This is a genomic window from Dyadobacter luteus (assembly GCF_003383615.1).
In the GTDB taxonomy this organism is placed as follows: Bacteria; Bacteroidota; Bacteroidia; order Cytophagales; family Spirosomataceae; genus Dyadobacter; species Dyadobacter luteus.
This window is the reverse complement of the sequence record NZ_QNUL01000010.1, coordinates 148,035-167,905: the sequence shown is the minus strand read 5'-3', so window position 1 is coordinate 167,905 and position 19,871 is coordinate 148,035. Positions and strand designations below refer to the sequence as shown.

Genomic DNA, 19,871 nt, shown 5'->3' with positions numbered 1-19,871 from the left:
CGTATTGAATATTTTTACTTCTTTATCAGTGCTTCATACACCACATCCATGATCGCCGTCCGGATATTGAGCTCTGAGATTTTGTTGTTGTTCCGTGTTGGGTAAACCCTGTTGGATAGGAATACGTAATTAAGATTCCAGGCAGGATCCGCCCAGGTCATAATACCCGTATAACCTGTGTGCCCGAAGCTTGATGGGCTGGCATAGCGCGGTGCGTTGCCTGTGTATTTAAATGTAGGTTTATCAAATCCAATTCCTCTGCGATTCTCAATTTCCGGATATTGATAGCGGGTAAATTCGATGAGTGCATCTTTGCTCAGTAGCTGCTGACCTCCGTAATAACCGCGTTGCAGGTACATTTGCCACACCTTCATCACATCATTTGCGTCACCAAACAGACCCGCATGCCCACTCAATCCGCCCAACATAGCTGCGGCCTCATCGTGTACCTGCCCATGTAATTGTGTCATACGGAAAAACGTATCACGCTCAGTGGGAACGATATCTTCCGGTTTGAAAAAGCGTTTTGGGTTAAAGGTCAGTGTATTCGCTCCAAGTTTGTGGTAATAATGGTTTTTGAGGTAAGTTTCAAAGTCCTCTCCTGATAAACTTTTCACAATCTGAGGATACAGAATGAAAGACAGGTCGCTGTATACATAGCCTTCCTTGGCGTTCAAAGGTGAATCACGAATGGATTTGAAAATGGTTTTATCATAATCCTTGTAAATGAACAAGCTGTCACCGACTACCGACGTCGGATATTTATCGGAACGTGTGGTGCTGAAGGTTTTCTTTTTCCAGGATCCGTCATCTTTTTGAGCTTCTTTCCAAAGTACGATAAATGCCTTCAGGCCGGCGCTATGAGTTAAAACCTTGCGCCATGGCAAATCGGCTTTATTCGACTTTTTGAAATCAGGAAGATAATCCTTCATGGTCGCATCCAGATCAAATTTTTTCTGATCCCACAAACTCATCAGTGCCAGCGTTGAGGCTGTAATTTTTGTAACAGATGCCAGGTCATAAAGATCTGTCAGTTTTACAGTCTGCGGACTTTCATAGGTATGTTTCCCATAAGCTTTTCTGAAAAATACCTTTCCGTCTTTGGCTAGTTGTACCACACAGCCCGGAGTTGCTTTTTTATCAATAGCAAGATTTGCAATGGAGTCAATACGAGTTGTGATCAGGCGCGAATCAATACCTATTTCTTCCGGGATCGTGTATTTGAGTCGACCTATAGAAGGAGTTTTGATACCGGCATTGTAGAAAAATACATTATTAACAGTAACAGGCAGTTTACCTTCAGCTGGTATTGCTCCGAAAATCAGTTGTGCGGTCAGATCTTGTGTATAGGGAGTAAGCTGATAAGCCATCACCAGGGATTTGGCCGCTTCAGGATTCTTGATTTTATTCAGGGCATAAGGATTTCCAAAAACAGAGACAACCGACCGTTTAGTTGTTGTCAGATCGTACAACAGGTTGTTCATCGGTTCGGTGAGCCCGTAACTGGTTTTGGGAGAAATGCTACCCAAATGCACACCGATCAGAAGCAGATTATATGCACTTAGCTTTGTTTTTAGTTCAGTTAGCTGAGTTTCTGTAGGTTTTGCAGGGATTGTAAAATGATCAACCGTGGTGTACAGAGAAAGTGTCTGCTGAAAAGTGGTGATTGCATCAGCGCCGATGGATACAGAAGCGATCTTCAATGAATCCAGATTTCTCAGAGGAAGTAAATCGTTATCGTTCTTCAAAACAGTCAGTGCTTTTTCGGTCAGAAGGCGATTGGTAAGTTCCGCTGCTTTTGGATTCAGGTCTTCGTACAGATTTTGAAGATCAACAGGTTGGTAGTGGTTCAGCCCGACCCATGCTTTTGCTTCGAGTACCTTCCGGCAGCGTCTGTCAATTTCCGCCTGTGAGATACGGCCTTCAGCGATGCTTTTTTTAATTTCGGTAATTGTCTTATTAATATCCTCAGTAAATTCCAGTACGTCCATTCCGGCTTCCAGTCCCATAGCATCTGCCTTGCCATTGGGGAAAAATTTAGTCACTCCTTTCATGTTCATGGCATCGGAGTAGATCAATCCACTGAAGCCTAACTTTTCTTTTAACAGATCAGTAACAATTGGTTTGGAAAGGGTAGAGGGGAGGTTAGGTGTTTTGTCGAGAGCCGGAATGCTCAAATGCGCCACCATCATGCCGCTCAATCCATTACTGATTAACGCTCTGAACGGATAAAGTTCAAGAGAGTCGAGCCTGTTGACATCATGTGCAATCAATGGCAGGTCAAAATGTGAATCCGTACCCGTATCTCCATGCCCCGGGAAGTGTTTTGCACTTGTAAGCAACCCGTTTTCCTGCATTCCGCGCATGTACGCAATGGCTTTGTCTGCTACTTTGTACTTGTTCTCTCCAAAAGATCTGAAGCTGATAACGGGGTTGTTCGGGTTATTATTCACATCTGCAACAGGAGCGAAGTTGATATGAACACCCAGCCGGCGTGCCTGTTTGGCCAGCTGAGCTCCCATGTCATAAATAAGATTGTTGTGTCCCTGAATTGCCCCAAGCGTCATCTGGTAAGGATACCGAACGGTACTGTCAATGCGCATGGCTAATCCAAATTCGGCGTCCATTGCAACCAGCAAGGGAACTTTGGACACAGATTGAAAATGATTGGTAAGCCGGGCCTGCGGAACAGGGCCTCCCTGGAAGAATACAACGCCGCCGACTTTATTTTCGCGAATCAGCTTTTCTACATAGGCTGGGTTACTTGTTTTGGGGTCTATCACGGCTCTCTTTACATCAGAAACCGCTGCAACCATAATCAATTGGGCAATGCGTTCGTCGGGTGCCAGGCTTGTAAAAACGGAGTCAACCCATCGCTTTTGCTCATTCAGCAAAGCCGGAGCTGCATTGATCTGGGCTTTTAGATGTTGAATCGAAATAAGTGTGCAGAGAAAAAGAAACAGAAGATTTTTTTTCATGGGAAAGGATAAGAAAAGAACCATTTTTCAAAGTTTGGAAAACCCCGGCACTAATCCAACGTAACTGTAAAGTAAATGCTGGGTGTGGGTTATGGAATGAAAATACCGAGCACTAAACCGGCAATGATGATTAACCAGGAAGGTATTTTGGTAAAAGCCATGATCAGCAAAGTGGCAATTACCGTGAGTACAGGCTGCGTACTCTGTGCCATAGGGCCGAACATAGACATGGCCGCGGCGATGGTAAGTCCGCAACTGGCAGCATGTATGCCCTGAAGAGATGCACGTATTCCCCGATAACGTTTTAACTGATCCCAGAAAGGATAGGCGAAGAAAATGAAGAATGTTCCCGGCAGAAATATGCCTGCTGTAGCAACAAAACCACCGATGATCTGTCCTGAAATGCCGTCGGGTTGCATAGACATACTTCCGACATAAGTGGCAATGGAGAAAACAGGTCCCGGAACTACCTGCGTGAGTGCCATTCCGGAAAGAAATTCCTGATTGGTAAGATAGCTTTTGAACTCTACAAACTCATTATAGAGAATGGGTATTAATACTTGTCCGCCTCCAAAAACCAGACTTCCGTTCCTGTAAAAGTTTTCGAAAAGTCTGACAGGTAATGAATTAGTAATTTTACCTACCAGGGCAGCGGCGATAAGTACCGATATCCAGAAAATAAGCGGACGCCAGGTAATCCGGATCGGAGCTCTTTCCATTTTCTCATGCTTTTTGAAGTTGAGGGATGCTGCAATACCACCCGAAATAATCAGAATGGGGGTTGTATACGGAGAAGGATAGAGATAGGCGAGAATAATCGAAACCAGGAGAAGCGTCCACGACTGCGCATCATGAATCACCTTTCTGGCAATAGAATAAGCACCGTACATGAGGAAAGCAACAGCCATCGGTCCCACAAAACGGGTAAAGGAAAGTGATATTTCATTCGCTTCCAGATAGTGTATGCCAATGGCCGCCAGGGTCATCAGTATCATGGCAGGTAGCGACCAAACCAGAAGTGACAGATAAGCCAGCGGTTGTCCACCGATTTTCAAACTGATGGCAGTAACAGTTTGTGTAGAACTGGGACCAGGTAGCACCTGACAAAGTGCCTGTAGTTCAAGTAATTCTTCTTCCGTTATATATCCTCGTTTTCGGACGAGCCGTTCAATCATCATCATTAAATGAACCTGTGGACCTCCGAATGCTGTACACGACAGCAGCAGGATGTCCAGCAGGTAGATGATATAGCGAAAACGCCGGATAGGATGCGTCACGGGTATAGCCTTATTTCTTTAATCCCAATTCACGAAGTCTCTCATCAAGGAATTCTCCGGCGGTCATGTCCACATATAATTTAGGATTCTCAGTCGATATGCAACTTTCCAAAGAGGTAAGGTTCATATCTGCCCTCGGATGCATAAAAAATGGGATGGAATAACGCGAAGTGCCCATCTTCTCACGTGGCGGGTTCACAACTCTGTGAATGGTTGATTTTAGTTTGTGGTTAGTAAGGCGGTCGAGCATATCACCTACGTTTACTACAATCTGATCCGGCAATGCTGTAATGGCAATCCATTGTCCATCTCTGCGTAATACTTCCAATCCTTCGGCACTTGCGCCCATCAGGAGCGTGATCAGGTTTATATCCCCGTGAGCTGCTGCTCGTACGGCACCTTCAGGTACCAGTTCAGGATTCGGAATAGGAAAGTAGTGCAACGCACGCAGAATACTATCACCATTTTTGACCTTGTCTTCAAAATAAGTCTCAGGTAGCTCCAGATAAATGGCAATAGCTCTGAGTAAGGTTTTTCCTGCGTTTTCGAATGTCTTATAAACTTCCAGGGTATATTCTTTGAATTCAGGTAGCTCCTCGGGAAAAACGTTGCCGGGCATTTCTCCTACGGGATCCGGCTGACCTACATGGTAAAATTCTTTCAAATCAGCTACCTTGAAGCCTTTTGCAGTTTCCTTTCCTTTACCTATATAACCTCTCTGACCGAATAGCTCAGGATGTTCATACTGTTTCTTTTGATCGTCGGGAAGTGAGAAAAAGTGCTGTACACTCTCGTATAAGCTGAGACGTAATGCGTCACTTAATCCGTGATTTTTAATGGCTACAAAGCCAATATTGGTGAAGGCTGCCCCAAGGTCAGCAACAAATTTGTCTTTTTGCTCCGTATTTCCGGAAGTGAAGTCCGACAGATCCAGTGATGGTACTTCGTTTAATAATGCAGGTTCCATAGTTTGATTTTTATGCAAAGTATAAAACAATACGTTGTTCATGCAACTAAATAGATAGGAAGAATCATCTTTTCGTATTTTTGCGTTCGTATGGCAAAAAGGAAAAGACAGGCTTCAAAAACATCTAAATCTACATATTTAAAGCCATTGCCTGCCAAGGGGTGGGCAATTATTGGTGGTATTGTAGTCCTTTTTGCTGCACTGTTTTGGTGGAAAGATAGCACCGACGAAAATCAGTGGGAGTTTATCAGTAAGTTCGGGATTAAACTGCCATTGCGCTATGCTGTACATGGTATTGATGTCTCGCATCATAATGCAAAGATCAACTGGGACAAACTTAAAAATTCCAGGACAGATCAGGTAGGGATTGATTTTGTTTACATAAAGGCGACGGAAGGGGCTACCCATCTCGACAAACAATTTCAGCGTAACTGGGGTGAAGCCAAAAGAATCGGGATGAGGAGGGGGGCCTATCACTTTTATAATCCGAGAGTCATGTCGGACAGGCAAGTTGCTAATTTTATAGGACAGGTCCGGTTAGAGCCGGGTGACCTTCCGCCTGTACTGGATCTTGAAGTGGATGCGCGAAAACCCAATGATATTATCGTTAAAGGTGTACGTAACTGGCTGGTGCTGATTGAAAAGCATTATGGTGTGCGCCCGATTATTTATGTCAATGAGCACTTCTATAAAAAATACATAGCCGGGAACTTCGACGATTATCCACTTTGGCTGGCAGGCTATTCCCGTACAGATCTGAAAGACTTAGCTACCGATGCACACGTACTTTTCTGGCAACACAGCGAAAAGGGCTGGGCGGATGGAATCAAGGGCTTTGTGGATTATAATGTGTTTCTCCACGATCCTGAGGAATGGGATCGGTTGATAGGGGAGTGAAAGGGATCTTGAAACCAGATTCTTAAATGCTAATCTTCCGTATTGTCATGAAGCCAATCAAGAAGTTCTTTAAGCTCTCTATCGTTTAAGTTTGACCGTTCAGATTTATCGTAAATTGATAGAAGATATAATTCATTTTCAGCAATAAAAACGCATGTAATAATTCTTGCACGGCCCGATTTACCTTTCTTTTTACTTCCAATTGCCAGCCGAATTTTAAAGCAGTTGTTTCCAAGCGGTGTTCCCTGTGTTGGATTTTCTTTGAGACTCTCAATCAAGCCGAGTAACTCTTTTTTCAAAGAAGGGAATTTCTTTACAAGTCGTTTAGCCTGCCTTTGAAAAGGCAAAATAGGAATAATATCAAAGTTCTTCGAGTTCATCCAGAAAATCGTTCAAGCTGGGTTTTTGAATTTTTTTTGCCCGAATGGATCTCATCTGCTCAAATGATTCGAGTAGTTCCTGCTTATGTAAATGTTTTGATATTTCCGTCCTGTCTATTTTAGAAAGATCCAGCTGTTTTCTCAGCGCCTCCCATTCCTGAATAGGAATAAACACTCCGGTGACGTCTCCTTTATGATCAGCAATATATTGTAAGTTCATTTTAATTTATGGATTTAACTTAAATATAGTCAATTAAGGATTATCTCAAAAGGAAAGCCGTGGCAAAGGTAACCGAGCTATAGGGTAGGACTGTCACCCTGAGGCTTGTCGAAGAGTCCTTAAAAATGCTTCGACAAGCCTGACATTGACAGTTACAAGACATTGATCTGTAAATCAAAATCTCAAACACCACTTAAACCAAAGGCTCCTGCTGGCTCAAACAGTGAAAGCTTCCCTGTCCCCAGATAATCTCTGTAGCTTCAAGCGGGATAATTTTCCTTCCCGGAAACGCCTGTCCTAATAAATCAATGGCAACAGTGTCATTCGGATTATTGAAAACCGGTACGATCACACCTGCGTTGCAAATCAGGAAGTTAGCATACGATCCCGGGGTTCTGAAGCCATCAATCACTACCGCTTTGGGCATTGGTAGTTCGATGATATTCAATTGCTTTCCATTGGGTAAACGCATGTCTTTCAACATGTTCAGGTTGGTGTTCAGTACATCATAATTCTCGTCGTTTCTGTCGCTTTCTACACAAGCCACGATCGTATCTTCATTTACAAATCGCGTTGTGTCATCAATATGGCCATCGGTATCGTCGCCAACGATTCCGTCTTCTACCCACAAAACCTGCTCTACGCCATAAAAGCTATACAGGAATTCTTCGATTACCGCCTGGCTTAAATGCGGATTACGATTTTTGTTTAACAGACAGGATTTACTGGTAAGTAACGTACCGGCACCATTGAAGTCTACAGAGCCACCTTCCATAATGATACCAGGACTTACCACCGGTAGACCAAGGTATTGAGCGACCGCACGAGGTGTTCTGTTATCATCGTCGTAAGGCGGATATTTCCCTCCCCACGCATTGTGTCCCCAGTCCACAATCATTTTTTCCTTCGTTTCAGGATTGATCAGAAAAGCAGGACCGTGATCGCGGCACCAGGCATCGTTGGTTGGTTTAATAATGAATTCTATTTTGTTCAGATCTACATTAATCTTTTCCAGCTCGGCAATGATGAAGCTTTTCAGCTGCTCGTCGTTGGCAATAATCCCCACATTCTCTCCCTCACTGATCGCTTTAATAAAGTTCAGATATTGAGGCCGCATTTTCGCCAGCCTGTCTCCCTGCCAGGAAGCTTCGTTGTGTGGAAACGTGAGCCAGGTGGCACGGTGGGGATACCATTCGGCAGGGAAAGTGAATCCTGAATCTTTTGGGGTACTGAAAAAATTGCTTTCTGACACGGTGAATAAGGCTTGCAGATGATTGAATTATTACTGTACAAAGTTCGTAAACCGCCACCGAATAAAAACCGTTCAATCAATTTAATATCTGAAACATAAAACGGAGTATATGATTAGTTACTTAAAATCGCTAATTTGTTATGTTTTAAGCGCTTCGTCAATGAAAGATATAATCCTGTATGCGATTCCTGTATTCGTATTTTCTTTGATAGCGGAGATATTATATTTCCGTCATCAACAGGAACACGACAACCACTTTAAGGTAAAGGATACCACCAGCAGCCTGTCGATGGGCATTGGAAATGTAATTACAGGCTTTATATCAAAGGCAGTAGTGTTCGGGGCATTGGCTTTGGTATATCAGTTTCGCATTTTTGAGCCTTCAAGAAATGTCTGGTGGTACTGGGTACTGATCTTTTTCGCTGATGATTTCAGTTATTACTGGTTTCATCGCACGAGTCATCAGGTCCGCTATTTCTGGGCATCCCATGTTGTGCATCACTCATCGGAATTCTATAATCTGGGAACCGCTTTGCGTCAGACATGGACCGGAAATATTACCGGATCATTTCTATTTTATCTTTGGATGCCTCTTGTAGGTTTTCATCCGATTGATATCGTTTTTATGCAAGCTGTCAGTTTGTTGTATCAGTTCTGGATTCATACGGAGGCGATAAACAAGATGCCGCGTTTTTTTGAGTTTATTTTCAATACGCCTTCGCACCACAGAGTGCACCATGGATCAGATATAAAGTATCTGGATAAAAATCACGCAGGTATGCTGATCATCTGGGATCGGATGTTTGGAACTTTTCAAGCTGAAGAGGAGCGACCTAAATATGGATTAACGCAAAATCTGGCCACTTACAATATTTTCTCAATAGCCTTTCATGAGTGGAAATCCATTGTAAATGATATATCCAAAGCGCCTGATTGGAAAACACGCTTTGGATATGTTTTTGGTCCTCCCGGATGGAGTCATGATGGATCACGAAAAACGACGGAGCAGCTTCGTGAAGAAATGAGAACTTCTGAGCAGGTTAAAGATTACGTTGAGTAAAAAATACAGATTGCGTTGAGTAAAATCAGACTTATGTTCTGGACACCAGAAGTCCTCTTCTGAATTCAAAAAAGTACTTCAATGGCAATTCATACTGACTTGCAGTGATACAAATACTTATGCTTTCGACATTTTAACAAACACTTTACCTAAAAAATGAGGTATTGCCGAGATGCAAATAAATGCCAGTCCGGCGGTAATGAGCGTTGACGTATGCGCAAAAAGTTCTCCGGAAGAAAGTATACCGAGAATCAATAGGGTTGAAAAAGGAAGAGAAAAAGCAAGCAGCAATACTGCCAACTCCATATCAAAAGTCCTTTTTTCTTTGGGTAATGCCTGTGCTTCTTCTTTGATGTTGAAGGCTGATATATGAGCCAGCGGCCAGAAACTTGCTGCACTTAGCGGGATCACAACTGCGAGCAAAACCATTGACGTATCATGAATGTTCAGCAGCAAAACCATTCCGGCACTAAGCAGTAGGGTAATCCCGGCCCTGAAAAAGAGGATGCATGCTACAATGCGTTTTTTGCCTTCTTTTAATTGTACAGCCAGACCGATAAACAACAAAACCAGAGGGGTCATCATTGCGCTGGTCTTATCGAACAGATCCGTCATAATTACTGGCAGGGTACCGTAATTAATGCCAAAGCTCAATAGAATCATGGCAATAAGAATCAGTAAGTTGATAGGCTCCTGTACCATACTCAATATGAGACTCCTGATTTTACCACCTGTCTTTGTTTCCTGATCGTTTCCGTTTTTCAGGAACATATTCATCGCCAGTATGTAAAGCGATATCAATACAAAAAACTTGTTGCCAACATCGGCCAGCGCTGCAATTGCCAGACTCTTATCTCCCAGAAACTCTGCTATGAAAGGAAAGCAGGACAGTCCGGGTGCGAGGGATGGAATTAACATCATCAGCGTACGTCCGGTTGGACTACTTTTTTCAATACCAAAAAGTGTAAATGCCAGCGGTGCAGAGTAAAACATCAGAAAATTGAAAACCAACGTAACCAGTGGAATGGCCAACATGGAAGAATCAATTTCGATTTTCATCAACGAAATAAATATCGTCGATGGGAGTGCCACCGACAGTATAATTTCTTTGATACCATTCATCTGTTCCTTATTCCTGAACTTGCTTTTGAGGACAAACCCAAGTGTGATCAGTAGCAGGAAGGTGATGGTTTTTTGCAATGCGTCGTTCATGCCTTTATGGTGTAGTGAGCGTGCAGATAATCCTTAACTCAGTTGGCCAAGTGCGTTTACAAAAGCTTTCATTTCATCCATCGTACCTATACTTACCCTACAGTAAGGTTTGTTGAGTACGTCGAAAGCACGAATAGAAATACCCTTAGCGGTCATTTTGGTAAGCAAATCTTTACCATTCAAATTCACCGGGAATAGTACAAAATTAGTGTAGGAAGGGATGTATTTATATCCTAGTTTATCCAGACTGGCGTACAAGTACATTTTGGCTTCATGATTCAGTTTTCTGGTTGTTACCTGAAAGTCGGTGTCATCTATACTTGCTGAAGCTGCAAAGATGGAAGTATAGGATATGCCCATTCCACCTCTTGTGATTTTATTGATTTCTTCCAGAAAAGAAGGCAGTGCAGCCATGTAACCTACGCGAATACCGGCCATTCCCATAATTTTGGAGAACGTGCGCGCAACGATTACGTTTTTCTTTTGAGAAAGAAGTGATATCATACTTTGCGTATCGGCATCTACAGCCAGCTCAATATATGCTTCGTCAACAAAAACAGGTACTTTTTCGGAAACACGGGAGCAGAAGTCGAGCAATGCCTTCCCGGAGGTAATTGTGCCTGTAGGGTTGTTAGGATTACAAACATATACCAGCTTGGTATCCTTATCGATTGCAGCTTCCATCGCTTTCAGATCATGTGACCAATCGTCTGTGCAGGGAACAGCTTTCCATGTAGCACCTACGGCCTCAGCTACTTTTATAAGTGACATATAACATGGATCCGCAGATACAACGTTACCGCCATTCATGAACAAAACCAATGCTACTTTTTCGAGCAAATCAGAAGAGCCTGGTGCCATCATAATATGATCTACAGGTACTCCTTCTTTCTTTGAAATTTTGTCAACCAGGTCAGACATTTCTTTCCAGGCATAGCGGTTGCCGTTTTTTACAGACTCGATTACTGCTTTCTGAGCAGATTGTGGCGGTCCGTAGGGGTTTTCATTTGCGCTCAGGCGTGCTATAATTTTCGGGGCTTTTACGTCTTCCGGAAGAAAATGTTCTCTGACCATCGGACTCCTGTATATCCGGTTGTCAGGATCAAGCGAAAGGGAGGAGTTAGAGAAAGCGCCCATACTTAGGTGCGGCGCCAGGCTCAATCCGCCAATAGCCATCAAGCCTGATTTTAACAAATTCCGACGGTCGATTTTCTGATTCATTTGGGTGGAAGTTTACAAGGTTTTGCTATGCTGTATTTGAGCTGTTATCTTTTGGATTGATATAAATCAAAGAAGCCAGATGGAGTTGTAGCAACTGATCTGACTTTGATATATTGTTCGGGAAATCGCATGCTTTAACCGTATCGGTACCAAGCCGGTGGCGATGAAAAAGTTATGGCTGTGTGGTGTCCACGTTCCGATGCGCCGCACACACTTTCGCGTGGACAGACAAACACAGCCATAAGCTTGCAAAACCGCTTTTCCGGAAAGCAATACCCTCTTCAATCGAGGACCGAATCCCGGCATGTAGCGCGTAAGGACACGTTACAAACGGAAATACTGTCCACAACAAACAGAGGAAACTATATGTATTTTTTTATTTCTATAAGCTGAAAACCATTACAGAATAACCTAACGGATATACTGAACCTGGCTTCCTCTTTATATCCGAATCAGTTCTGGTGCGGCTGGAACTAATACGTTCATAAGAAGATGTCATTCGTTTAACGACATTTCAAATATACTGACAAACAATAAAAATGCAAGATGATTGATTGTTTGAAACGCATTTTTTGCAATAAAAATTGGTAATAATTTGTAGAAGGGAAATATTATTGTAATAATCCTTTATTTATTTTTACTAATCCTTCTTCGATAAAATCCATCTGTTTCCTGGACTTGAGGAAACTGTCAAATACGGAGCATTGGGCTTGAAATAAAAAAGGAACCTGTTGAGAGGTTCCTTTGAATATGCTAAGTTCTTTAAAGATGACTTAATCAATAAATCTTTTCAGAATTGGTTTGTATGAGTCCACACGACGGTCGCGCAGGAACGGCCAGGTAGTACGGTAATGATCCAGTTTTTGCAAGTCGAGCTCTTCAACGTGGATCACCTCATGATCATGCGGAGCAAGGTACAGCAATCTGCCCTGCGGATTGGCAATGAAAGAGCCGCCCCAGAACTGCTGATCCGCTTCACGCCCCACGCGGTTGACTGAAACCACATAAACACCGTTCGCAACGGCATGGCTCCGCTGGATGGTTTGCCACGCACCGTATTGCTCTTCATTGGTAACGGGATCTGTCTCATTCGTATCCCAGCCTATGGCAGTAGGGTAGAACAATATTTCCGCACCCATCAGACTGGTAATGCGCGAAGCTTCCGGATACCATTGATCCCAGCATATGAGTACACCTATTTTTGCAAATTTGGTATGGAAGATCCTGTAACCAACGCTATCGGAAGATTCTTCTTCTGCAACCGTGGCTGCATCGCCTGGTGTGAAATAGAACTTTTCGTAGTAGCCGGGATCATCAGGTATATGCATTTTGCGATACTTGCCAAGATAGGTTCCATCAGCATCCAGGACTGCTGTTGTATTGTGATACAATCCATGAGCACGTTTTTCGAACAGAGAGGCGATAATTACAACACCAAGTTCCTTTGCTAAGGAGCTTAATGATTCTGTTGACGGGCCGGGAATGGGTTCAGCCAGTTCAAAGTTTTTGTGATCTTCTATGTCACAGAAATACAGAGACTTGAAAAGTTCCTGCAAACATACGATCTGTGCGCCTTTGGCTGCCGCGTCGCGTATGCCAGAAACGGCTTTTTGAAAGTTAGCTTCCACATCTCCGGAACAGCTCATCTGTACTATTCCGATATTTACGTTTTTTTTCATGTTCGTTTTTATATGATGGTCAGGTGTTACCTTAAAAGTTCTAAACCGACCAGTTATTGCAATAGTTGATCCACTTCGAAAGAGAAGGGGAGTTCATTCATACATTTAAAATGTTTTTTCGGACATTGCTTGTGCCCGATTTTGGAACACGGCCGGCAATTCAGCTCTTTGTTTTCCAGAATTTCAAATGAGGTCTGATAAGGATACATGCCAAATTCCGGCACCGTATTGCCCCAGATCGAATAGACCTTTTTATGAAAAGCAGAAGCTACGTGCATCAGACCAGTGTCATGCGAGAAAACTACCTTCGCTTTCTCAATAACAGATGCCGATTGATTGAAATTATACGCACCACATGCATTGTAAATTGCAATTTCGGGTAACGCGTTTTTTACTTCCTCACCATTGTTGAAGTCTTCCTTGCCACCAAGTAATACAAGAGGCTGGTTAATTTTCGTACACAGCTCAATCATCCTTGTAACAGGTAATTTCTTTGTGAAATGCTGTCCACCGATGGCATAAGCTATAAAACCTGTCTGGTGGGAAACAGGAAGCTTACCTATCTCAATCTGATCTTTCTCAGGTACAAAATAATCCAGCCCTTTCAGGTCATTTTTGATGTCAAAGGTTTTGAGCGTATCCAGATAGCGGTCTACAATGTGAACATCAGGCAACCGGTTTATTTTGAAATTGGTGAGCAGGAATTTCTGAACATTCAGTTTATCAAAGCTGAATGATGGTTTTCCAAGTGAGAATTTGATCTTTGCTGTTCTCAGATTGTTGTGCAGATCGATGATGAAGTCGAAATTTTCTTTTTTCAGAAGTTTCAACACATCACTTTCCGACTTATCCAATAACCACAGCTTATCCACAAACGGATTATCTTTAAGTATAAAGCCGAATTTACTTTTCGTAAAATAGTGAACTTCCGCGTGAGGATATTGCTCTTTGAGGCATCTGAGCACGGGGGTGGTCAAAACGATATCGCCAATGGACGAAAACCGGAGAATGAGAAATTTAACTGGCTTGATCACTCTGTTCAGTTTTTTCCAATAATTGGAAAGGTTGTAGTTTTTCTGGTTTGTTGTGTTTCCAACGCTTGTGCGTCCATAGCCAGTTGTCCGGCTGTGCCACTATGTCTTTCTCTAAAAGCTCTGTTTGAGTCTGGAGGATATAATTGTTAGGTTCCGTCTTAGGTGATTCCGTGATTTTCTCAAAATAGAAGCGATAAAATCCACGACGTGTATCATCTTTTCTGACACCCATGTATAACACAGGAAGATTCACGCGCCGGGCTATAAGTTCTACGCCACGGTACACACCGGTCATCTGATTCAGAAAAGTGGTCCAATATGCTTTTTCAGGAAAAGGAGATTGGTCATTGATCAATATAAAAATAAATGGTTTTTCTCTCGGAGCGACTGCACGGTTAAATGCTTCTTTCATGGAGACCATTTCAGTTCCGAACTGAGTACGTACTTTTTTGAACCATGCTTCGAATGTACTGTTGGCCAATTCGTGGTAGACAACTACAATCTGATAATGCAGCCGTGCCGATGCAAATAGATTGAGCATTTCCCAATTGCCAAGGTGGCCGGCTACTACAACAAGACTTTGTCCTTTTGTATAATAATCGTCCAGTAATTGAGGGTCGAAATCTATCCGGCTCAGCAAGTCATTTCTGGTAATGGATCTTAACTTGATCGTCTCGAAAATGATATCCGTAAAGTTGCGATAGAATTTTCGGGCAATAGACTGAATGGATGAGGTATCGTAAGACGGAAAGCTTGCTTTAAGATTGCTGATGACAATGTCTTTTCTGTAACCAACAATATCAAAAATCAGAAAGCGAAAAAAATCGGATAGTTTATAGATACTCTTCCAGGATAACCGGGATATGGCGGTCAGGATACTGAGTAATATTTTGGTTAAAAATGTGTTCATTGAATCGGGCATTAACACATTAAAAGCAATTGCCCGGAAAAATTAGTTCCTTTATGCAACTACTCTTTGGCGATGCAAGATTACTAACAATTACCAGAAATTCACAGCGCCAATTGCTCCGCTTTTAAATTTTCCGGACGCTTGTGTTTCCAGCGACGGTGGCTCCATAGCCAGTTATGAGGTTGTTTACAGATGTTTTTTTCCAGAATTCCGATTTGATGTTTCAAAATCGCATTGTTAGCTACTTTTTTCGGCTCGTCGGTAATGGTTGTGATATCTACATGATAGTATCCTCTTTTGCCTTCTACTTTACTGAAATCTGCATAAAGTACAGTAAGGTCATAACGGCGGGCGATGGTTTCCACACCGCGGAAAACGCCTGTATCCTGATTCAGGAATGTTGTCCAAAAGGCAGTTTCTGGAACGGGGGACTGATCATTGGCAAGAACGACCACGTATGGTTTCTCCCGCGGTTTCTGCAATTCCTTAAAGATCAAATTCATGGGTACCAGTTTGGCGCCAAACCTTGTACGTAAGTCAAGAAACCATTGATCAGATTCTTTATTTTGGAGCGGACGGTATACAACGATACATTCGTGAGTAAAACATAGGGAGGAGAATAGATTGGCCAATTCCCAGTTACCGCGATGACCCATCAGATAAATAATATTGGTATTGGAAGCGTAGAAATCATCCATGATACTGATATCACCCTGAAGACGTTCACGAATTGTAGCAGGGCATGCTGTTCGAAATTTGATGGTTTCGACGATGAGATCTGTAAAATGAAGATGGAAGTCTTCAGCAATACATTGAAGTTCCGCATCAGTTTTTTCCGGAAAGCTGTTTTTCAGGTTATTCCATATTACTTTTTTTCTATACCCGGCCACATCAAACAGAATCCATTTTAAACAGGTGGAAAGTCGGAATGCATTATTCCAGGATAGAGCTGAAAGGGAATTGAGCAGAAAAAGGAAAAATCGGGAACTGATATGGGTCATGAATCTAAATTTATGCAATAATACTTCTATCCTGAATGTTATAAAAATACTGGCTTTTAAATTCTATTTTTAGTAGCTTCACCTGTTGAACGAGATCGTATAACGCTGTGTTAGAAGGATTATTTGATATCAAGAATGACAGACGCCTGAGTATGTACCTGTACCGTATGGGATTTGGTATGTGGCTGATGTATCTCGTACTTGGTGCTCCTGCTATGAGCGCATACGCTCAATACCGCACAGACTGTGGCATATTCTGCTTCATACTCATGATCGTTGGCTTTTCTGCTTCCATGGTTTACGATTACTTCCATAACAAAGAAGCCTATGAGCAGAAGAAAAAGTGGCTTTTTATGAGCTACATTATTCTTGCAGGAATTATCTACTTCTTTGTATTCGACGGAAAACAAGACCTGCTCAACTTCAACTGGTTACTTCGTTTATTATAATACTAATCGTTAGAAGGTTCTGCATTTTTAATCATCTTTTGAATCTCTTCAAAACTCAGGTCCGGTAAGGCGGCAACTTTCCCGATTACAATTACTGCCGGAGACGATATGCCGCTGATTTTAACCAAAGGCTCGATATTACTGATTTTACCGGTTACAACATTTTGATGTTCGAGTGATCCGTTCTGTATGATAGCGATGGGCTCATCCACTTTTCCGGCATTGGCATAAATGTCAATAATTTCGTTGAGTTTGTGCATGCCCATCAGAATAACCACAGTTGCAGTTGACTGTGCCGCTACGGCTATATCCCTTGAAAGAGCATGATCTTTTGTAGTTCCGGTAATCACCCAGAAACTTTCACTTAATCCTCTTGAAGTCAATGGTATACCTGCAAGTGCCGGCGCTGCGTAACTACTGGAAATTCCAGGTATAATCTCATGGCTGATACCATGTTGCTGCGCGTAGATAAGCTCTTCATAACCCCGCCCGAAAATAAACGAATCGCCTCCTTTCAGACGAACGACTTCTCCGTATTGCTGCGCGTATTCAACAATCAGCTGATTAATATCATCCTGTCCGCAGCTGGTTTTGCCATAACGTTTACCTACCAATATTTTTACACATTCGGCAGGACAATGATCAAGAAGTGAGGGGTGAGCAAGTGAATCGTAAAGAACAACTTTGGCTTTCTGCAAAGCCTTGAGTGCTTTGAGGGTGATCAGGTCAGGATCCCCCGGACCTGCACCAATGAGTGTAAGTTTCATATTTAGCTGATAGCTATGAGCTGTTAGCCGATAGCTTTTATAAGCACGAACAAAAATTATGGAAAATTCGCAGAATGATTTGCAAGGTAAAGTCAACATTGAATGTCAACTTTACCTTACAAAAATTGCTTTGATAGCATCAGCAATAAAGCTAATAGCTCACAGCTGATCGCTAATAGCTGCTAGCTGTCTTTTCCGAATGAGAGTTCCTGAAGTACCAGTTCGCTGTTGTCCATCAATTGAGCTCCTCTTGTATCACGTACGAAATTCAGGAATTGATCAGCTTTTTCCAGGAAGTAAGTAGCAAACTCTTCGGTTGGTTCGAACTTATTGATACTGAAAGCAAGTGAACGGAATGGCGTTTCTGCTTTATCTGCAAGTTCGAATTGTGCAGGGGTTTCATATTTGAATTCCTGTCCGAAATTGGCCTCAAAATCATTAATAATACCATATTGGGTGTTGGTATTAACATCTTTTGTCATCAGCAAACCTTTAGCCCCCGTAATCAAGACATTGTATGCATGGTATATAGCATCAGCCCAAATACCCAGTTCATAATTTTCTTTGGCAAGACTCAGTTTTTCCTGTCCTTCTGTGATAGTCGTAGCAACAAGGTCTACCATCACACTCGCACATTCCCCAACCCCGATCTCAGTTTTGAACAACTCGTCATGATCCCAGTCACGGTAATCGTCATCCTGCAGTGTGGTAAGGTCAGCAATTGGTTTCAATAACTGGAAGAAGTAATTCTTAGTCTGGCGCTGATAATATTGATTGAAATACTCACCGTCAAAAGCATTCGCCTCATAGTCACTGAAGATGGTACGAAGTGCTTCCGGACCGCGTTTTGTCGGAACTTTAATTACTTTGTCGCCGATCAGCCCGATGCCATCACCGGTAAAACCACCACCCAAAAGCACCTGAAGCGCAGGAAGTACCAGTTTACCATTTTTGATGGAACTGCCGTGGAAACCGATATTGGATGCGTTATGTTGTCCGCATCCGTTCATGCAACCGCTTATTTTGATCTTAATATCTTCATTGTAGATCATTTCAGGAAATTCATCCTTCATGACATCTTCCAGAGCACGGGTAATACCATAACTGCTGGAAATCGCAAGGTTACAGGTATCTGTTCCCGGACAGGTTGTGATATCCATGGTGCTGTCAAAGCCAGGATTTGCCAAACCAAGCTGATTAAGTTCTTTGTAGATAGGAACTAAATCTTCTCCTTTCACAAAGCGAAGTATATATCCCTGGTTCACTGTAACACGAATATCATCAGCTGCATATTGACGTACAATATCAGCCAGAGAACGTGCCGTGTCGGAGCTCATATCTCCTAATAAAACACGAAGCTGAACAGCGTACCATCCTTTTTGCTTCTGCTCAAAAGTATTGGTTTGCAACCATTTTTTGAACGTATCCAGATCGGCTATGCCATTTTGCGCAGCGTTTTCCAGTACGTAAGCTTCACTGACAGAAGGACGCGCGGCATGGGTGATTGATTCGGCTTCGTTCGTTCCGAAAAGATCCTCAGGAATAGCAAAAACCTTATTTTTAACAGCAGTACGTTCTTCTGCCACTTTTTCCATCATTCCTTCCAGACCCATGTCGTTGAGAAGGAACTTCATTCTGGCTTTATGACGACGCGTACGTTCTCCGTGGCGGTCAAATACACGCAGTAGTGCCTCAATAAAAGGAATAACATCCTGCTCTTCCAGGAACTCAAATGCTGTTTGAGCAGAGAACGGTTGTGCACCTAATCCACCGCCAATCAGCACTTTGAAACCCTTCACGGTTTCGCCTTTGGCGTTTACACCTAGTTTGGCAATAAGGCCAACGTCATGTATAAAAGCAAGAGCTGAATCTTTTTCTGACGAAGAAACAGCAATCTTGAATTTTCTTCCCATATCCTGATTGATAGGATTACGAAGGAAGTAAGTGAAAATAGAATGTGTAAGTGGAGTTACATCGAAGGGTTCATCCGGATCAATACCTGCCACAGACGACGCTGTAACGTTTCTGATCGTGTTTCCACATGCTTCTTTCAGAGTAATTCCTGCATCTTCCAGGTCAGCCCAAAGCTGAGGAGAATCGGACAACTTCACAAAGTGCAGCTGGATATCCTGACGTGTTGTTGCGTGGAGATTCCCCGTTGCAAATTTATCAGAGGTATCAGCAATCCGTACAAGTTGGTCCGCTGTGATTCGTCCGTAAGGAAGTTTGATCCGAATCATTTGAACACCAGGCTGGCGCTGTCCATATACCCCGCGTGTCAAACGAAATTTACGGAATGATTCTTCCGGCGTTTCGCCGCTGTTAAACGCGTTGATTTTGGCATTTAAGTCGATGATATCGCGTTTTGCAGCGCTTGATACCTTCTCTGAAATGATTAAATTACTCATGGTGATTTAAATCTTTATCCTATCGGATTAGTATAATATTAAATAAAAAATCTTGTGTCTGTTGCCGGAGTAACAGGCTCATGCTAAGTTTCTACAAGAATTTTGGAATAATATAACTTCGAAAACCAGGTGTATGAACGAAGTCTGTGCACACACCTG

At 42.6% G+C, this 19,871-nt stretch carries 17 protein-coding genes; 3 read left to right on the top strand and 14 right to left on the bottom strand.

The window, feature by feature from the left end; translation table 11 throughout:
• Nucleotides 1-14: 14 nt before the first annotated feature.
• The 3 genes from DSL64_RS14395 to DSL64_RS14385 all read right to left on the bottom strand — a co-directional run bounded on the left by DSL64_RS14395 (nucleotide 15) and on the right by DSL64_RS14385 (nucleotide 5,222).
• Nucleotides 15-2,978, bottom strand: a complete 2,964-nt coding sequence (locus DSL64_RS14395) for a serine hydrolase domain-containing protein (RefSeq protein ID WP_115831603.1) — start codon at nucleotides 2,976-2,978, stop codon at nucleotides 15-17.
• 89 nt (nucleotides 2,979-3,067) lie between these two features.
• The gene (gene chrA / locus DSL64_RS14390; protein WP_199539398.1) at nucleotides 3,068-4,255 is read right to left on the bottom strand and encodes a chromate efflux transporter; all 1,188 of its coding nucleotides are present in this window, start codon (nucleotides 4,253-4,255) and stop codon (nucleotides 3,068-3,070) included.
• Between the two features lie 10 nt (nucleotides 4,256-4,265).
• A complete protein-coding gene (locus DSL64_RS14385; RefSeq protein ID WP_115831634.1) occupies nucleotides 4,266-5,222 on the bottom strand; it encodes an isopenicillin N synthase family dioxygenase in 957 nt (318 codons plus the stop codon).
• A gap of 90 nt (nucleotides 5,223-5,312) precedes the next feature.
• On the opposite strand from DSL64_RS14385, the gene DSL64_RS14380 reads away from it, so the two are divergent.
• Nucleotides 5,313-6,119, top strand: coding sequence for a glycoside hydrolase family 25 protein (locus tag DSL64_RS14380; protein ID WP_115831602.1), 807 nt, complete (start codon nucleotides 5,313-5,315; stop codon nucleotides 6,117-6,119).
• Between the two features lie 29 nt (nucleotides 6,120-6,148).
• Here DSL64_RS14380 and DSL64_RS14375 read toward each other — a convergent pair whose 3' ends face one another.
• From DSL64_RS14375 to DSL64_RS14365, 3 genes are all read right to left on the bottom strand, one after another.
• Entirely contained in the window at nucleotides 6,149-6,499 is a 351-nt protein-coding gene (locus DSL64_RS14375; RefSeq protein ID WP_115831601.1) for a type II toxin-antitoxin system RelE/ParE family toxin, read from the bottom strand.
• Nucleotides 6,480-6,719, bottom strand: coding sequence for a hypothetical protein (locus DSL64_RS14370; protein WP_115831600.1), 240 nt, complete (start codon nucleotides 6,717-6,719; stop codon nucleotides 6,480-6,482). The genes DSL64_RS14375 and DSL64_RS14370 overlap by 20 nt, the downstream gene beginning before the upstream one ends.
• Before the next feature lie 193 nt (nucleotides 6,720-6,912).
• Entirely contained in the window at nucleotides 6,913-7,971 is a 1,059-nt protein-coding gene (locus DSL64_RS14365; protein WP_115831599.1) for an agmatine deiminase family protein, read from the bottom strand.
• A gap of 160 nt (nucleotides 7,972-8,131) precedes the next feature.
• Here DSL64_RS14365 and DSL64_RS14360 point away from each other — a divergent pair, with 160 nt between their 5' ends.
• Nucleotides 8,132-9,031, top strand: coding sequence for a sterol desaturase family protein (locus DSL64_RS14360; RefSeq protein ID WP_115831598.1), 900 nt, complete (start codon nucleotides 8,132-8,134; stop codon nucleotides 9,029-9,031).
• Between the two features lie 117 nt (nucleotides 9,032-9,148).
• Here the strand turns inward: DSL64_RS14360 and DSL64_RS14355 are convergent, their stop codons facing one another.
• From DSL64_RS14355 to DSL64_RS14330, 6 genes are all read right to left on the bottom strand, one after another.
• Nucleotides 9,149-10,243, bottom strand: a complete 1,095-nt coding sequence (locus DSL64_RS14355; protein WP_115831597.1) for an AEC family transporter — start codon at nucleotides 10,241-10,243, stop codon at nucleotides 9,149-9,151.
• Between the two features lie 33 nt (nucleotides 10,244-10,276).
• Entirely contained in the window at nucleotides 10,277-11,464 is a 1,188-nt protein-coding gene (locus DSL64_RS14350) for a pyridoxal phosphate-dependent aminotransferase (RefSeq protein WP_115831596.1), read from the bottom strand.
• 773 nt (nucleotides 11,465-12,237) lie between these two features.
• Nucleotides 12,238-13,143, bottom strand: a complete 906-nt coding sequence (locus DSL64_RS14345; RefSeq protein ID WP_115831595.1) for a carbon-nitrogen hydrolase — start codon at nucleotides 13,141-13,143, stop codon at nucleotides 12,238-12,240.
• Between the two features lie 53 nt (nucleotides 13,144-13,196).
• Nucleotides 13,197-14,177: a glycosyltransferase family 9 protein gene (locus DSL64_RS14340; RefSeq protein ID WP_115831594.1), complete on the bottom strand. Its 981-nt coding sequence runs from the start codon at nucleotides 14,175-14,177 to the stop codon at nucleotides 13,197-13,199.
• Nucleotides 14,161-15,087: a lysophospholipid acyltransferase family protein gene (locus tag DSL64_RS14335; RefSeq protein ID WP_115831593.1), complete on the bottom strand. Its 927-nt coding sequence runs from the start codon at nucleotides 15,085-15,087 to the stop codon at nucleotides 14,161-14,163. The genes DSL64_RS14340 and DSL64_RS14335 overlap by 17 nt, the downstream gene beginning before the upstream one ends.
• Nucleotides 15,088-15,188: 101 nt before the next feature.
• Nucleotides 15,189-16,088 carry a lysophospholipid acyltransferase family protein gene (locus DSL64_RS14330; RefSeq protein WP_115831592.1) on the bottom strand — a complete coding sequence of 300 codons (900 nt, stop codon included), beginning with the start codon at nucleotides 16,086-16,088 and terminating at the stop codon, nucleotides 15,189-15,191.
• Between the two features lie 107 nt (nucleotides 16,089-16,195).
• Between DSL64_RS14330 and DSL64_RS14325 the strand changes: the two genes are divergently transcribed.
• Nucleotides 16,196-16,537: a hypothetical protein gene (locus DSL64_RS14325; protein ID WP_115831591.1), complete on the top strand. Its 342-nt coding sequence runs from the start codon at nucleotides 16,196-16,198 to the stop codon at nucleotides 16,535-16,537.
• 2 nt (nucleotides 16,538-16,539) lie between these two features.
• Here DSL64_RS14325 and cobA read toward each other — a convergent pair whose 3' ends face one another.
• Nucleotides 16,540-17,304 (bottom strand): uroporphyrinogen-III C-methyltransferase, encoded by a 765-nt coding sequence (gene cobA, locus DSL64_RS14320; RefSeq protein WP_115831633.1) that lies wholly within the window; start codon nucleotides 17,302-17,304, stop codon nucleotides 16,540-16,542.
• A gap of 182 nt (nucleotides 17,305-17,486) precedes the next feature.
• Nucleotides 17,487-19,712, bottom strand: coding sequence for a ferredoxin-like domain-containing protein (locus tag DSL64_RS14315; RefSeq protein ID WP_115831590.1), 2,226 nt, complete (start codon nucleotides 19,710-19,712; stop codon nucleotides 17,487-17,489).
• Nucleotides 19,713-19,871 lie beyond the last annotated feature (159 nt).

What these genes read in the sequence shown, in the direction of transcription:
- DSL64_RS14395 (WP_115831603.1), bottom strand. Translation starts at nt 2,978, where the DNA reads ATGAAAAAAAATCTTCTGTTTCTTTTTCTCTGCACACTTATTTCGATT.
- DSL64_RS14385 (WP_115831634.1), bottom strand. Translation starts at nt 5,222, where the DNA reads ATGGAACCTGCATTATTAAACGAAGTACCATCACTGGATCTGTCGGAC.
- DSL64_RS14380 (WP_115831602.1), top strand. Translation starts at nt 5,313, where the DNA reads ATGGCAAAAAGGAAAAGACAGGCTTCAAAAACATCTAAATCTACATAT.
- DSL64_RS14375 (WP_115831601.1), bottom strand. Translation starts at nt 6,499, where the DNA reads ATGAACTCGAAGAACTTTGATATTATTCCTATTTTGCCTTTTCAAAGG.
- DSL64_RS14370 (WP_115831600.1), bottom strand. Translation starts at nt 6,719, where the DNA reads ATGAACTTACAATATATTGCTGATCATAAAGGAGACGTCACCGGAGTG.
- DSL64_RS14360 (WP_115831598.1), top strand. Translation starts at nt 8,132, where the DNA reads ATGAAAGATATAATCCTGTATGCGATTCCTGTATTCGTATTTTCTTTG.
- DSL64_RS14355 (WP_115831597.1), bottom strand. Translation starts at nt 10,243, where the DNA reads ATGAACGACGCATTGCAAAAAACCATCACCTTCCTGCTACTGATCACA.
- DSL64_RS14350 (WP_115831596.1), bottom strand. Translation starts at nt 11,464, where the DNA reads ATGAATCAGAAAATCGACCGTCGGAATTTGTTAAAATCAGGCTTGATG.
- DSL64_RS14345 (WP_115831595.1), bottom strand. Translation starts at nt 13,143, where the DNA reads ATGAAAAAAAACGTAAATATCGGAATAGTACAGATGAGCTGTTCCGGA.
- DSL64_RS14335 (WP_115831593.1), bottom strand. Translation starts at nt 15,087, where the DNA reads ATGAACACATTTTTAACCAAAATATTACTCAGTATCCTGACCGCCATA.
- DSL64_RS14330 (WP_115831592.1), bottom strand. Translation starts at nt 16,088, where the DNA reads ATGACCCATATCAGTTCCCGATTTTTCCTTTTTCTGCTCAATTCCCTT.
- cobA (WP_115831633.1), bottom strand. Translation starts at nt 17,304, where the DNA reads ATGAAACTTACACTCATTGGTGCAGGTCCGGGGGATCCTGACCTGATC.
- DSL64_RS14315 (WP_115831590.1), bottom strand. Translation starts at nt 19,712, where the DNA reads ATGAGTAATTTAATCATTTCAGAGAAGGTATCAAGCGCTGCAAAACGC.